Here is a 14,610-nt window from a genome sequence, read left to right on the forward strand (position 1 = left end):
GACCGGTCCCCAGCACCGCGTCCGCGCTTTGCTGCAACCGGAATTTGGCCGGAAGCGCATCGGAGTCCCAGGCAGCCAGAGCGAGACCCCCACGTGACCCAACCCGCAATCCTTGTCCTCGAAGACGGCACCGTGTTCGAGGGCGAATCCGTAGGCGCCACCGGGCTTTCTGTCGGTGAAGTGGTGTTCAACACCGCCATGACCGGCTATCAGGAAGTCCTGACCGATCCCTCCTACGCCCGCCAGATGATCACGCTGACCTATCCGCACATCGGCAATACCGGCTTTACCGACCAGGATGACGAAGCCCGCAAGATCTGGGCCGCCGGCCTGATCGTGCGCGATGTGCCGCGCCGCCCCAGCAACTGGCGCAGCCAGGTGGCCTTGCCGGAGTGGCTACAGGCCCGCGGCGTAGTCGCCATCTCCGGCATCGACACCCGCAAGCTGACCCGCCTGTTGCGCGAGAAGGGCGCCCAGAACGGCGCGCTGATGGCCGGCGAGATCGACGTCGAAAAGGCGCTGGAAGCCGCGCGCAAGTTCCCCGGCCTGAAGGGCATGGATCTGGCCAAGGTGGTCTCCACCGAGACGCGTTACACCTGGCAGGAAGGCTCGCTCGATCTGAACTCCGACGCCTTTCTCGGCCTCGGTGCGTTGAATAGTGGCAAGTCCGCAGATGCAGGTGCGAACTCTGTCGAAGGACGCACGTTCAAGGTCGTGGCCTACGACTACGGCGTGAAGCTCAACATCCTGCGCATGCTGGCCGAGCGCGGGTGCGACGTCACCGTAGTGCCGGCGCAGACCCCGGTGGCCGAGGTGCTGGCGATGCAGCCCGATGGCGTGTTCCTGTCCAACGGCCCGGGCGACCCGGAACCCTGCGATTACGCGATTGCCGCGATCAAGGAACTGATCGCGCAGAAGATGCCCACCTTCGGCATCTGCCTGGGCCATCAGCTGCTGGCGTTGGCCGCCGGCGCGAAGACGGTGAAGATGACCACCGGCCACCACGGCGCCAATCACCCGGTGCAGGATCTGGATGGCGGGCGGGTGATGATCACTTCGCAGAATCATGGCTTTGCGGTGGACGAAACCACACTGCCGGCCAATGTGCGGGTCACCCATCGCTCGCTGTTCGATGGCACCAACCAGGGCATCGCCCTGACCGACGCACCGGCGTTCTCGTTCCAGGGCCACCCGGAAGCTTCGCCGGGCCCGCGCGATGTGGGGCCGTTGTTCGACCGGTTTACCGCGTTGATGGCGGCCAGGGCCTGATGATGGCGTCGCTGGCTCTGCCGTCGCGACCGCGCCGTTGGCGTGTGTACGTGTTGGCGGCGCTGGCGCTGGCGGCCTATCCGGCGTTCGTGCTGGTTGCGGTGTATTCGCAGTGGCTCGGCGCTGGGCTGGCAGGTGGACGCAACGGCCCGGCCGATGCGTATCGGCACAGCCTTGCAAGCGCCATCGTCGCCTACACCTTGTCCCCGCGTTGCGTGGATTTGGTGACGGCGGTGATGGAGCGCGGCGGGCAGGGCAACGCCAGTCGGGCGATGGATGCCCACAACAACACGATCGGCGCGCGCATTGGCGCGGCCGCTCCGAGCTGGGCCGCGATGCAGCGAGAGGTTCGCGCCGCGGTCGACCATGGTGCGATCGATGCCCGATCGCCCAACCAGATTACCTGGCGCGCCCCTGCGGCGTGGCAGGACCGACTTTACTGAGGACCCCCATGCCAAAGCGCACCGACCTAAAAACCATTCTGATCATCGGCGCCGGCCCGATCGTCATCGGCCAGGCCTGCGAGTTCGATTACTCCGGCGCGCAGGCGTGCAAGGCGCTGCGCGACGAGGGCTACCGCGTGGTGCTGGTCAACAGCAACCCGGCCACGATCATGACCGACCCGGACATGGCCGATGCGGTGTATATCGAGCCGATCAACTGGCAGACGGTCGAAAAGATCATCGCCAAGGAAAAGCCCGATGCGCTGCTGCCGACCATGGGCGGGCAGACCGCGCTGAACTGCGCGCTGGACCTGGCCGACCACGGTGTGCTGGAGAAGTACAACGTCGAGCTGATCGGCGCCAAGCGCGAAGCGATTCGCATGGCCGAAGACCGCGAGTTGTTCCGCGTGGCGATGGGCGAAATCGGCCTGGATTGCCCCAAGGCCGAAGTGGCGCATACGCTGGAAGAAGCGCTGGATATCCAGACCCGCGTCGGCTACCCGACCATCATCCGCCCCAGCTTCACCCTGGGCGGTAGCGGTGGCGGCATCGCCTACAACCGCGAAGAACTGATCGATATCGTCGGCCGCGGCCTGGAACTGTCGCCGACCACCGAAGTGCTGGTGGAAGAATCGGTGCTGGGCTGGAAGGAATTCGAGATGGAGGTTGTGCGCGATACCGCGGACAACTGCATCATCGTCTGCGCGATCGAAAACCTCGACCCGATGGGCGTGCACACCGGCGACTCGATCACCGTGGCGCCGGCACAAACGCTCACCGACAAGGAATATCAGCGCCTGCGCGATGCGTCCATTGCAGTGCTGCGCAAGATCGGCGTGGATACCGGCGGCTCCAACGTGCAGTTCGGCATCAGCCCGACCAATGGCCGGGTGGTGGTGATCGAAATGAATCCGCGGGTGTCGCGTTCGTCGGCGCTGGCGTCCAAGGCCACCGGTTTCCCGATCGCCAAGGTCGCCGCCAAGCTGGCGGTGGGCTACACGCTGGACGAATTGCGCAACGAGATCACCGGTGGGTTGACCCCGGCTTCGTTCGAGCCGTCGATCGATTATGTAGTCACCAAGATTCCGCGCTTTGCGTTCGAAAAATTCCCGCAGGCCGATGCGCGCCTGACCACGCAGATGAAGTCGGTGGGCGAGGTGATGGCGATGGGCCGCACCTTCCAGGAATCGCTGCAGAAGGCGCTGCGCGGCCTGGAAACCGGCAAGATCGGGCTGGACCCGACCGGCCTGGATCTGGGCAGCGAAGACGATATCGCTGCGCTCAAGCGCGAGCTCAAGGCCCCCGGCCCGGAGCGTCTGTTCTATGTGGCCGATGCGTTCCGCGCCGGCATGAGCGTGGACGAGGTGTATGCGCTGTCGTTCATCGACCCCTGGTTCCTGGATCAGATCGAAGAACTCGTCAGCCACGAGCAGCAGCTGGCCGACGATGGAATGGCCGCGCTGGACGCGCCGCGTCTGCGCAAGCTCAAGCGCGCCGGTTTCTCCGATGCGCGCCTGGCCGAGCTGATCGGCAGCAACGAAGAATCGGTGCGCACGCTGCGTCGCGCGCTGAAGGTTCGCCCGGTCTACAAGCGCGTCGACTCGTGCGCGGCCGAATTCGCCACCAGCACCGCGTACCTGTATTCGACCTACGAGGACGAATGCGAAGCGCTGCCGACCAATCGCGACAAGATCATGATCCTGGGCGGTGGCCCTAACCGCATCGGCCAGGGTATCGAGTTCGATTACTGCTGCGTGCATGCGGCACTGGCGCTGCGCGACGACGGGTACGAGACCATCATGGTCAACTGCAATCCGGAAACCGTCTCCACCGATTACGACACCTCCGACCGTCTGTACTTCGAGCCGCTGACGCTGGAAGACGTGCTGGAAATCGTCGAGCTGGAACAGCCCAAGGGCGTGATCGTGCAATACGGCGGCCAGACCCCGCTGAAGCTGGCGCGCGCGCTGGAAGCCAATGGTGTGCCGGTGATCGGCACCTCGCCGGACTCGATCGATCTGGCCGAAGACCGCGAGCGTTTCCAGCAGCTGGTCGACAAGCTGGGCCTGAAGCAGCCGCCGAACCGTATTGCCCGCAACCCGGAAGAAGCGCTGGTGCTGGCGCGCGAGATCGGCTACCCGCTGGTGGTGCGCCCGAGCTATGTGCTGGGCGGCCGCGCCATGGAAATCGTGTACGGCGAATCCGATCTGGCGCGCTATGTGCGCGATGCGGTGAAGGTGTCCAACGATTCGCCGGTGCTGCTGGACCGCTTCCTCGACAATGCGGTGGAAGTGGACGTGGACATCATTGCCGACAAGGACGGCAACGTGCTGATCGGCGGCTTGATGGAGCACATCGAAGAAGCCGGCGTGCACTCGGGTGACTCGTCGTGCTCGCTGCCGCCGTATTCGCTCTCGCCCAAGACCCAGGCCGAGCTGCGTCGTCAGGTGGTAATGCTGGCCGAAGGTTTGAACGTGGTTGGCCTGATGAACACCCAGTTTGCGGTGCAGGTGGATGAGGCTGGCGACGATGTGGTGTTCCTGCTGGAAGTGAACCCGCGTGCTTCGCGCACCGTGCCGTTTGTGTCCAAGGCCATCGGCATCCCGCTGGCCAAGATCGCCGCACGCTGCATGGCCGGCAAGACGCTGGCCGAGCAGGGCGCCACCAAGGAAATCGTGCCGGACTATTACTCGGTGAAGGAGGCGATCTTCCCGTTCGCCAAGTTCCAGGGCGTGGACCCGATCCTCGGGCCGGAGATGCGTTCCACCGGTGAGGTGATGGGCGTGGGCCGCAGCTTCAGCGCCGCGTTTGCGCGCGCGCAGGAGGCCGGCGGCATCAAGGCGCCGCCGGTGGGCAAGGCCTTCGTCTCGGTGCGCGACCCGGACAAAAAGCGCGTGCTGCCGGTGGCGCAGGCGTTGGTGGAACGCGGCTTCACCCTGGTGGCCACGCGCGGCACCGGTGCCTGGCTGCAACAGAACGGGCTGAACTGCGAGATCGTTAACAAGGTGGCCGAAGGCCGCCCGCATATCGTCGACTCGATCAAGAACGGCGAGATCGTCTATATCGTCAACACCACCGAAGGTCGCGCCGCCATCTCGGATTCGTTCTCGATCCGTCGTGAAGCGCTGCAGCATCGCGTGACCTATTCGACCACTGTCGCCGGCGCCAAGGCGCTGGTGCATTCGCTGGAATTCCGCGGCACCGGCCCTGTCTGGTCGCTGCAGGAACTGCACAAGGAGCTGGAAGCATGAGAGCACCCATGACCGCGAAGGGCGCGCTGCGCCTGCGCGAAGAACTCGATCAGTTGAAGTCGGTCAAGCGTCCGGCGGTGATCAGTGCGATCGCCGAGGCGCGCGCGCACGGCGACCTGAAGGAAAACGCCGAGTACCATGCCGCGCGCGAGCAGCAGAGCTTCATCGAAGGCCGCATCAAGCAGCTGGAAGGCGAGCTCTCGCATGCCGAGATCATCGACATCACCAAGTTGTCGGCCGGCAGCAAGATCGTGTTCGGCGCCACCGTGACCCTGGCCGATACCGAGACCGACGAAGAGAAGCGCTACCAGATCGTTGGCGATCTGGAGGCGGACATCAAGATGGGCATGATCGCGATTTCCTCGCCATTGGCGCGTGCCCTGATCGGCAAGCTGGAAGGCGATTCGGTCACCATCGACGCGCCGGCCGGCCAACGCGAGTACGAAGTGGTCACCGTCGCGTATCTGGATTGACGCACTGACGCCTGAGCGATGACGACCGCAACGCTGCTGCTGCCCGAAAAACGCCGTCTGCCCGGAACGCTGGACAACGCGGTGGTGGCCAGTGCCCTGGCGCGCGCCGATCTGCACACCGCCGATGCCGGCGAAGTGGCGCAGTTGCAGCGGCATTTCACGCTGACGCCAGCGCAGTGGCCGGTGGCGGCGTTGACCCGGCAACTGGATGCCGGCGACGCCGCAGGCGCCACCTGGGTGCGTGCCGACCCGGCCTATGTGGTGCCGGACATGCAGGGCGCACGCCTGATGGGCTACGGCGAGGCGCTCGGTGCTACCGCTGAGGACCTGGCGGTGCTGCTGCCGATCCTCAAGCCGATGTTCGGCGATGCCGGATTTGTGCTCGATGCGCCGACCCCATCGCGCTGGTACCTGCGTCTGTCGCCGGATGCCAAGCTGCCGGACTTCGCGCCGCCGGATGTGGCGATCGGCGACGACCTGTTCGAGCATCTGCCGGCCGGCGATTCTGGCCGGCGCTGGCGTGCCTTGCTGACCGAAGCGCAGGTGTTGCTGCATCAGCATCCGTGGAACGAAGGCCGCGTGGCCAGCGGCAAGCCGGCGATCAATTCGTTGTGGTTCTGGGGCGGCGGCGCACTGCCGCATGCGGTGACATCGCCGCATCGGCAGGTGCGCAGCCGCGAGTCGTTGTTGCGCGCGCTTGCGCTGGCGGCCGGTGCCGATGCGCAGGGCGATCAACGCGTGGATGCGTTGGTGGACCTGCGCCATCTGCGCTCGCTGCAGCAGTTCGGCGACGACGCAGTGGCACCGCTGCTGGCGGCGATGGCACGTAGCGAACTGGATCGGCTGGTGCTGGATTTCCAGGACGGCGAAACGCTGACGTTGGCACGCACGCAACGCTGGCGGTTCTGGCGCACGCCACGGCAGCAACTGGCGCAATGACCTCCACTCCCCGGATCGTCCGGCGCCCGCCAGGGCAGGCCGGAAGCTGGCCCGATGCCATGTTGCCGCTGCTGCGCCGCATCTACGCCGCGCGCGGTGTCAGCGATGCGCAGGGCGCGCAGCCGCGGCTGGGCCAGTTGCTCTCGCCGGAGCTGCTGCACAACAGCGACGTGGCCGCCAACTTGCTGGCCGATGCGATCGCCCAGCAACGGCGCATCCTGGTGGTAGGCGATTTCGACTGCGATGGCGCCACCGCCTGCGCGGTTGGCGTGCGCGGTTTGCGCATGCTCGGCGCGCTGGATGTGCACCACGCCGTGCCCAATCGCATGGTGCACGGCTATGGCCTGTCGCCTGCCTTGGTGGACGAGCTGGCTGCGCTGCAACCGGAGGTGCTGGTCACCGTCGATCACGGCATCGCCTGCCATGCCGGCGTGGCCGCCGCCAAAGCGCGCGGCTGGACGGTGCTGGTCACCGACCACCATTTGCCGGGCGAGGTGCTGCCGCCGGCCGATGCGATCGTCGACCCGAACCTGGCGGTCGACAGTTTTCCCAGCAAATCGCTGGCCGGCGTCGGCGTGATCTTTTACGTGTTGCTGGCGCTGCGCAGTGCGCTGCGCGCGCGCGGCGCGTTTGCCGACCGCGCCGAGCCGGATCTGTCGGTGTTGCTGGATCTGGTCGCCGTCGGCACGGTGGCCGATCTGGTGCCGCTGGACACCAATAACCGCGCGCTGGTGTCGGCCGGGTTGCGTCGGCTGCGCGAGGGCAAGGGCTGTATCGGATTGCGCGCGCTGATCGATGCCAGCGGCCGCGATGTCGCGCGTCTGAGCGCCAGCGATATCGGCTTCGCGCTCGGGCCGCGCTTGAATGCGGCCGGCCGGCTGGAAGACATGGCATTGGGCATCGAGCTGTTGCTCAGCGAAGACTGGAACCGGGCGCGCGAGATCGCCGCCACGCTCGAAGAGATCAATGCCGAGCGCCGCGCGGTGCAGCAGTTGATGACCGACGATGCCGAGCAGGCGGTGACCAAGGTGGTGCTGGACGCCGATGGCGCCTTGCCGATCGCCGCCTGCCTGTTCGATGCGGAATGGCACCCCGGCGTGATCGGCTTGGTCGCCTCCAAATTGAAAGACCGGTTGCACCGTCCGGTGATCGCGCTGGCCCCGGCAGAGCCGGGCAGCAGCCAGTTGCGCGGTTCGGCGCGGTCCATTCCCGGCCTGCATATCCGCGACGTGCTGGCGGCGGTGGATGCGCGTCATCCAGGCTTACTGCAGAAGTTCGGCGGCCATGCGATGGCGGCGGGCTTGAGCATGGATCATGCCGCGCTGGCCACCTTTGAGCAGGCGTTTCAGGCGCAGGTGCACGCGATGGTGGATGCGTCGCTGCTGCATGCCGAGTTGCACAGCGATGGCGAGCTGGCCGCGCACGAACTCGATCACGTGCATGCCGAAGCGCTGCGTGTGGCCGGACCGTGGGGGCAGGGCTTTCCGGAGCCGCTGTTCGACGGCGAGTTCGAGATATTGCAATGGCGTCTGCTCAAGGAACGCCATCTCAAGCTGACCTTGCGGTGCGCCGGTCGTGCCGAGCCGCTCAATGCCATCCATTTCAACGGTTGGCGCGGCAGCGAACCGGCACGCAAGGTGCGGCTGGCGTATCGGTTGGTCAGCGACGATTACCGCGGCGGCACTGCGGTGCAGTTGATCGTCGAGCATTGCGAACCGGTCGTGGTCACGGCCTGAGTCGAACGCGTGGCGACTTGCCTGCTGGCTCTGGCTTGGTATGAGTGCAAATAACGGCGGGCGCCCAATTGCGCCCGCAGCTGTCAGACAACAACGCTGTTACTTCTTGACTGCGGTCACCAGTGTGGGGAGCTGCCAGGCACCGCCGGCGATTCCGCGGCACAGACCGGAATTGGACTTGGCGGTCTGCACAAAGCGCTGTCCAGTCCAGCCCCAGCTTGCATCGACCGAGCAATCGCCTAGCCCACGTCCCTTCTGCGACGAGCGAATGGTCGACCCGCTCAGATCGGTGCCCTGCAGGGTCACCAGCACAGGTGCGAACGGCGCGCGCGCGTTGACCACCCAATACCCCATGCCGAGGTTGTAGGCACCCAGCGTGCAGGCAGCCGACACCAGCAGCTTGTCGTTGCTCAGGCGCGCGATGTTCAGCGGCTCCTGCGCGCCGCCCGGCTCCAGTGCCTGGCATTGCTCGTTGGCAGGCAGGGCGGTTTTCAGCGCGGCATACAGCGCCGGCAGACGCGCCAGCTTGGCATCGCCGGGTTGCGCGGCAGCGAGCTTGGCCACTTGCACCTGTGGAGCCGGCAGTGCCGGCAAGACCGCCGATTCATTGCCCTTGCCCTTGCGGACCAGGGCGCCGCGGGTGCCTAGGCGGCCCTGGAACTCATCCATCTTGAGCAGCACGGCGCTGGCGCCCTGATCGGAGAGCTGCCAACGGCGGCCATCGTTACCCACCGCCACAATGGCTGCGCTCTCACCGGTCAGTGCCGTCAGCAGTGCGCTGGTCTGGGCGGCGCTCAACGTGGCGCTGCCTGTCGCGCCTTGCAGATTCAGGGGGCCGAGATCGCGCTTGCCGATGGACAGTGTCAGTGTGGAAGGGGCGGTAGCCTGCTTGAGCTGACCGATCTTGAGCTGCGCGGTCACCGGTTGTGCAGCTCCGGCCTTGCGGGTCAGCAGCACAGAGACCGCCGGTTCGGTGTCCTCCGGCTGGTAGCCGGCGGCACGGCAGGTCCGCGTGTTATCGCAGGCGATCGTCCAGTCCTTGTGACTGAAGTCGATACCGGTTGCGGAGGCGGCGGCAAGTGCTGCGCCAGGCGAGAGTATCAGTGCGGCGGCGATCAGGTTGATGCGCATGTCTTTCTTTCAGGGTGGATCGAGCCGGCATCTTGAGCGCTCGTTTCCAACGCCGTCTATACGGTCTCGCGCTGCTACCTAGTAGATCCGTGGAGCCGTTCAGTTCGACGCGCGTGGCCGGCAGCGCTACCGCTGCGGCCTTGCGAAATCTTGTCCGTTCATGCGATCCGCAGTGCAGAGATTCAGGCTGGAGCCGGCTCGGTCGAACGACATCGCTGAGCAGAAATCCGGCTGCGGCTGTTCTCTGCGGCGGTCGCGGCCGCATGGCTACGAGCGGCCGTACTGTCCCTTGACTGGATCAAGGTGACTGCTTGACCTCGGCCACCACCGTTGGCAGTTCCCAGGCGCCGCCGGCGGCCACCAGTCGGCACAGGCCCGAGGTGGATTTGGAGGTCTGCACGAAGCGACGGCCGTCCCAGGTCCAGCGCTCCTCGCTGTAGCAATCGCCCAGGCCGCGGCCCTTTTGCGAGGACAGGATGGTGGAGCCATCCAGATCACTGGCATGCGTGGTGATCAACGTCGGTGCAAACGGCGCACGCGCGTTGACCACCCAGAAGCCGGTGCCGATGTTGTAGGCGCCCATCCAGCAATCGGTCGACACCAGCAGCTTGTCGCTGCTCAGGCGGGCGATGGTCAGCGGTTCAGCAGCATCACTGGCTTCCAGGCCCTTGCATTCTTCATCGGCCGGAAGCGTGGCGCGTAGCGCCTGGTATAGCGCCGGCAAGCTGCCCAGACGTGCGTCGCCGGCCTCCGCTGCGGCCAGCTTGGCCGCGCGGACCTGCGGTACCGGCAACGCCGGCAGCACGGTGGCCTCGTCGCGATCGCCCTTGCGCACCAGCGCGCCGCGCGTGCCCAGCCGGCCCTGAAATTCGTCCATCTTCAGCAGCGTTGCCGCCGCGCCGCGATCGGATAGCTGCCAGTGGCGGCCATCGTTGCCGAGCGCCACGATCTTGCTGCTGCGGGTCAGTGCCACCAGCAGTGCGGCGACCTGCGTGCTGCTCAAGACTGCGGTGCCGCTCTTGCCATCCAGCGCCAGCTTGCCCACATCGCGCTGATCGATCTGCAGGCTCAGCGACGCAGGCAGCTTGATCTCGTCGTACTGGCCCAGCATCAGCTCAGCCGTCACCGCCTGGCCGGCACCGGCCTTGCGCGTCAGCAGCACCGATACCGGCAGGTGCTCGCCTTCGTCCGGCTGATATCCTGCGGCGCGGCAGGTGCGGGTGTTGTCGCAGGCGATGGTCCAGTCGTCATGACTGAAATCGACACTGGTGGCAGGCGCGGCAAGCGCGAGTGCGGGGCTGCACAGCAAGGCCGCGGCAAGCAGGTCGTAACGCATCGAAGTTCCTTCATCGTAGGTCCGGGCCGGCATCTTGCGATGCCTGCCGCAGGGCGTCCAGGCGAATCGTCCGCAGGCAGTGAACACAATTCATGACGGCGAGTGTGTCCGGTCGCTGCAGTGCATCTGCGCGTCCCCGCGATCGACCACACTGCGCGCTGCAGATGGACTGCGATCTTCGCGCGGTGCCCGGGTTGTTCTGGCGACGATGCGCTAACGGCATTGTCTGTGCGGTCTTGTCTGCCGGCCTGTCGCTTTCAGCGATCACACCTGCGTCAGCGTTGCCGTGGCGCGCACCCTGGTCGGCGATTCCCGCATCGGCATCCCGAACAGCGGACGCAGCCAGCGCACGCGGCGGATAAGGTATTCGTGCAATAGCAGGCAGCCGGCAACGGTGGAGGCCAACACCAGCGACGGTTCCAGCCACGGGCCCAGGTGCAACGGCGCCAACCAGTACAGCGCCAGGATGATCAGGCTCTGATGCAGGATGTACCAGGGGAACACGGCCTGGGTGCAGTACGGCAGCCACGCGAATGGGCGGTTCAAGCCATGCTTTGCCCAGCCGAACAGGGTCAGCAATGCCAACCAGGTGTAGGCGGCGCGCGCCAGCCGTTCGACCACGTCCCAGCGGACTGTCGCCAGCAGGGCGGACAGCTGCACCGGATCGAGCGAGCGGCCCAGATGGCGGATGCTCAGCTCGGTGGCGATCGCCAGCAGCGCGGCGATCAGGGTTGGCCAACGCAGCTGCACTGACCACGTCCAGAAGCGTGCGTGATGGGCCAGCACATATCCCAGCACGAACAACGGAAACGACTCGGCATGCACAAACCAGTCGCCAACCAGGGCGTGGGTCGGTGGGTGGCGCGGCATCACCCACAGCAGGCAGAAGGCCTCCCACAGGATCGGCGCCAGCAGCAGGGCCGGCAGCGCGATGGGCGCCGGCAAGGCTCGCAGCGACACGGGCAGCATGCGGCCCAGCGCAACCATGGCCATCAGTAACACGGTGTAAGGCAGCAGATAGGCCAGGTACCACAGATGGTTCCAGGTGATGCCGTGTTCCCAGCCATCGAAGCTGCCGGCCGGCCACGGCCGGACCTGCCAATAGCGCAGCAGGAAGTTGCCGAAGCCGGGCACGACCTTGCCGTTGCTGACGCCCTGGCAGTACGCCTGCACCGCCACCACCACGAACATGCCGAACAGCAGGGGTGGCAATAACCGGCCGCAGCGTCGCCAGGCGAACTGCCACGGCGCACGTTCTGCCCGCGCCAGACCGATCGCGATGCCGGAGATCATGAACAGCAACGGCATCCGCCAGCGGTTGAGCGCGATCATGGGCGCCTGCAGCCAGTCGGTGGTGTACGCACTCTTTAAATGGAAGTCCCAGCCGGCCACGTAGGCCATACCCACGTGATAGAGGATCAGCAGGGCAAAGGCGAAGACGCGCAAGGCATCGATATCGTGGCGGCGCTCGGTCATGGGGGGGGGGTGGTCGAGGAAGTGCACGCATCCTGCCCGCCGCCCCGCATGAAGAAAGGGGCCAGGGGTGGAAACGCCCACGTGCAGTGACCAGTTGCGTCCTCCCAGGGACGAACGGGAGCGGCGGGGATGACGGTGCCGCCCCGTTGCGCGGGCCTCTATCATTGGCAACTGCCAACTGCGGACCTCTGCAATGGAAACCATCGGGCCGCGCCCGCCGACACCTCAGGACGGTGCGCGTCACTTCGCCACGCGCTGGGCAGTGACGATCTGGTTGCTGGTGTTCTACCTCAGTGCGTTGGGCAACACGTTGACCGTATGGTTGGCGGGGCGTCGCGATGGCGAGGCGATCGTGCTGTGGCAGGTGCTGAGCTGGGAGCTGACCAGCGCCACGGCATCGCTGTTGTTGCTACCCGCAGTGTTCTGGCTCTGCGCACGTTGGCCGCTGCATGCCGATGTCTGGCGTCGCCGTGTGCCGGTCTATCTGGCGGCTGCATTGGGTTGGTGGCTGGCGCACGTTGCCGGCATGGTGCTGTTGCGCAAGCTGGTTTACGCGCTGGCCGGTAGCCATTACGACTTCGGTGGCTGGCCGCTGCAGTGGTTTTATGAGTTGTCCAAGGATCTGCGTACCTTTGCGATGCTGGTGGCGTTGCAGCACGCATTGGGCTGGTACGCGCGGCGGCGCCAGGGCGAGGCGCATCTGCTTGCGGCGCCGGACGAAGGCGCGCCCGAGGAGCCGTTGGACCGCCCGGAGCGCTTTCTGGTGCGCAAACTCGGCCGCGACTTTTTGGTCGCTACCGCCGATATCGAATGGGTCCAGGCCTCCGGCAACTACGTCAACCTGCGCGTGCGCGGCCACGACTATCCGTTACGCAGCACGATGGCGGCGATCGAAGCCAAATTGGACCCCGCAGTGTTCGTGCGGATCCATCGCAGCTATCTGGTGAATCTGGGTCAGGTGCAGGCGATCGAACCGGTCGATTCCGGCGATGCGCGCGTGCATTTGCGCGACGCCACGGTGTTGCCGTGCAGTCGCAGTCATCTGGCCGATGTACGCGCGCGGGCAGGGCAGGGCAGGGTGCCGTTGCGCGCCGCACAGATGCAGTGACGGTCTGAGGCCGCTGGAGCCTGCGGGGCGGCACAGCTGCCCACGGCGCCTTGCATAGTCGTCGCAGCCACTGCTCCCATGTCGCCGCCGCTGCGACATCAGCGCGCTGGGGGGAGGGGGACCCGCAAGCCCTTGCGGTCGCGCGCAACCGCAAGGCGGGCATCGAGACTGCCGGTTCTGAAGCGTGTGCAGCCCCGGCGCAACCGCGTTCCGCCACCGGCGCCCGCTTGCTAAACTAGCCCGCTTGTTTGCCGGAAGTCCGTCATGATCGAAACCAATCCGATCCGCCAGCGCATCACCGATCTCAACGATCGCGTGCTCTCGCTCAGGGGGTATCTTTGACTACGACGCCAAGAAAGAGCGTCTAGAGGAAGTCAGCCGGGAGCTCGAAAGCCCGGACGTGTGGAACGACGCCGAGCGTGCCCAGGCTTTGGGACGTGAGCGTTCCATGCTGGAAAAGACCGTCATCGGCATCGCCGATGTGCTGGCCGGCCTCACCGATGCCGGCGATCTGCTGGAACTGGCCGACAGCGAGCAGGACGAGGACACCGCGGTGGCGGTGATCGCCGATCTGGACAAGTACCAGATCCATGTCGAGAAGCTGGAATTCCAGCGCATGTTCTCCGGCGAGATGGACGGCTCCAACGCGTTCGTCGATATCCAGGCTGGCGCTGGTGGTACCGAGGCGCAGGACTGGGCGGAAATCCTGTTGCGCATGTATCTGCGCTGGGCCGAGTCGCGTGGCTGGAAGACCGAGCTGATGGAAGTGTCCGGCGGCGAAGTGGCAGGCATCAAATCGGCCACGATCCGCATCGAGGGCGAATACGCTTACGGCTGGTTGAAGACCGAGATCGGCGTGCACCGGCTGGTGCGCAAGTCGCCGTTCGACTCCGACAACCGCCGGCACACCAGCTTCACTTCGGTGTTCGTGTCGCCGGAAGTGGACGACAACATCGAGATCGACATCAACCCGGCCGACCTGCGTACCGACGTGTACCGCTCGTCCGGCGCCGGTGGTCAGCACGTCAACAAGACCGAATCGGCGGTGCGTATCACGCATATCCCGACCAATACGGTGGTTGCCTGCCAGACCGGCCGCAGCCAGCATCAGAACCGCGACAACGCGATGAAGATGCTGGCCGCCAAGTTGTACGAGCTGGAAGTGCAAAAACGCAACGTCGAACGCGACGCGCTGGAAGCCACCAAGTCCGACATCGGTTGGGGCAGCCAGATCCGCAACTACGTGCTCGATCAGAGCCGCATCAAGGATCTGCGCACCGGCATCGAACGCAGCGACACGCAAAAAGTGCTGGACGGCGACCTGGACGAATTCGTCGAGGCCAGCCTGAAGGCCGGTCTGGCGGCAGGCTCCAAACGCCTGGACGCCTGACCACCGCGCGAGGTCGCAGCGGATGCGACGACCTTGCACGACGCTAGGCTGCATGCAG

Annotated in this window: 11 protein-coding genes; 8 read left to right on the forward strand and 3 right to left on the reverse strand. The window is 65.8% G+C overall.

Going from position 1 to position 14,610, the window contains the following annotated elements; all coding sequences use genetic code 11:
- Window positions 1–93: 93 nt before the first annotated feature.
- The 6 genes from carA to recJ are packed head-to-tail and all read left to right on the forward strand — an operon-like array spanning window position 94 to window position 8,111.
- The gene (gene carA, locus RQH86_RS03000; RefSeq protein WP_055846483.1) at window positions 94–1,269 is read left to right on the forward strand and encodes a glutamine-hydrolyzing carbamoyl-phosphate synthase small subunit; all 1,176 of its coding nucleotides are present in this window, start codon (window positions 94–96) and stop codon (window positions 1,267–1,269) included.
- The gene (locus RQH86_RS03005; RefSeq protein WP_311239813.1) at window positions 1,269–1,712 is read left to right on the forward strand and encodes a hypothetical protein; all 444 of its coding nucleotides are present in this window, start codon (window positions 1,269–1,271) and stop codon (window positions 1,710–1,712) included. The genes carA and RQH86_RS03005 overlap by 1 nt, the downstream gene beginning before the upstream one ends.
- A gap of 8 nt (window positions 1,713–1,720) precedes the next feature.
- Window positions 1,721–4,963 carry a carbamoyl-phosphate synthase large subunit gene (carB, locus tag RQH86_RS03010; RefSeq protein WP_115584436.1) on the forward strand — a complete coding sequence of 1,081 codons (3,243 nt, stop codon included), beginning with the start codon at window positions 1,721–1,723 and terminating at the stop codon, window positions 4,961–4,963.
- An 8-nt stretch (window positions 4,964–4,971) separates the two neighbouring features.
- Window positions 4,972–5,436 carry a transcription elongation factor GreA gene (greA, locus tag RQH86_RS03015; RefSeq protein ID WP_193552439.1) on the forward strand — a complete coding sequence of 155 codons (465 nt, stop codon included), beginning with the start codon at window positions 4,972–4,974 and terminating at the stop codon, window positions 5,434–5,436.
- Window positions 5,437–5,454: 18 nt separating this feature from the next.
- Entirely contained in the window at window positions 5,455–6,375 is a 921-nt protein-coding gene (locus tag RQH86_RS03020; RefSeq protein ID WP_311239812.1) for a phosphoglycerate mutase, read from the forward strand.
- Window positions 6,372–8,111, forward strand: a complete 1,740-nt coding sequence (gene recJ, locus RQH86_RS03025; RefSeq protein WP_311239811.1) for a single-stranded-DNA-specific exonuclease RecJ — start codon at window positions 6,372–6,374, stop codon at window positions 8,109–8,111. Before RQH86_RS03020 ends, recJ begins: the two co-directional genes overlap by 4 nt.
- Window positions 8,112–8,210: 99 nt before the next feature.
- Here the strand turns inward: recJ and RQH86_RS03030 are convergent, their stop codons facing one another.
- The 3 genes from RQH86_RS03030 to RQH86_RS03040 all read right to left on the reverse strand — a co-directional run bounded on the left by RQH86_RS03030 (window position 8,211) and on the right by RQH86_RS03040 (window position 12,054).
- Complete coding sequence (locus tag RQH86_RS03030; RefSeq protein WP_311239810.1) at window positions 8,211–9,242, reverse strand: DUF1176 domain-containing protein; 1,032 nt, start codon at window positions 9,240–9,242, stop codon at window positions 8,211–8,213.
- A gap of 298 nt (window positions 9,243–9,540) precedes the next feature.
- Complete coding sequence (locus RQH86_RS03035; RefSeq protein ID WP_311239809.1) at window positions 9,541–10,578, reverse strand: DUF1176 domain-containing protein; 1,038 nt, start codon at window positions 10,576–10,578, stop codon at window positions 9,541–9,543.
- 264 nt (window positions 10,579–10,842) lie between these two features.
- Complete coding sequence (locus tag RQH86_RS03040) at window positions 10,843–12,054, reverse strand: acyltransferase family protein (RefSeq protein WP_311239808.1); 1,212 nt, start codon at window positions 12,052–12,054, stop codon at window positions 10,843–10,845.
- A gap of 160 nt (window positions 12,055–12,214) precedes the next feature.
- Between RQH86_RS03040 and RQH86_RS03045 the strand changes: the two genes are divergently transcribed.
- Window positions 12,215–13,162, forward strand: a complete 948-nt coding sequence (locus RQH86_RS03045) for a LytTR family DNA-binding domain-containing protein (RefSeq protein ID WP_311239817.1) — start codon at window positions 12,215–12,217, stop codon at window positions 13,160–13,162.
- Window positions 13,163–13,426: 264 nt separating this feature from the next.
- A protein-coding gene (gene prfB / locus RQH86_RS03050) for a peptide chain release factor 2 (RefSeq protein WP_311239807.1) occupies window positions 13,427–14,552 on the forward strand; the annotation gives its coding sequence in 2 pieces (ribosomal slippage) (window positions 13,427–13,501 and window positions 13,503–14,552; 1,125 coding nt in all).
- The last annotated feature ends 58 nt before the right edge of the window (window positions 14,553–14,610 follow it).

It is taken from the genome of Xanthomonas sp. WCS2018Noco2-27 (assembly GCF_031843525.1).
GTDB lineage: Bacteria > Pseudomonadota > Gammaproteobacteria > Xanthomonadales > Xanthomonadaceae > Xanthomonas.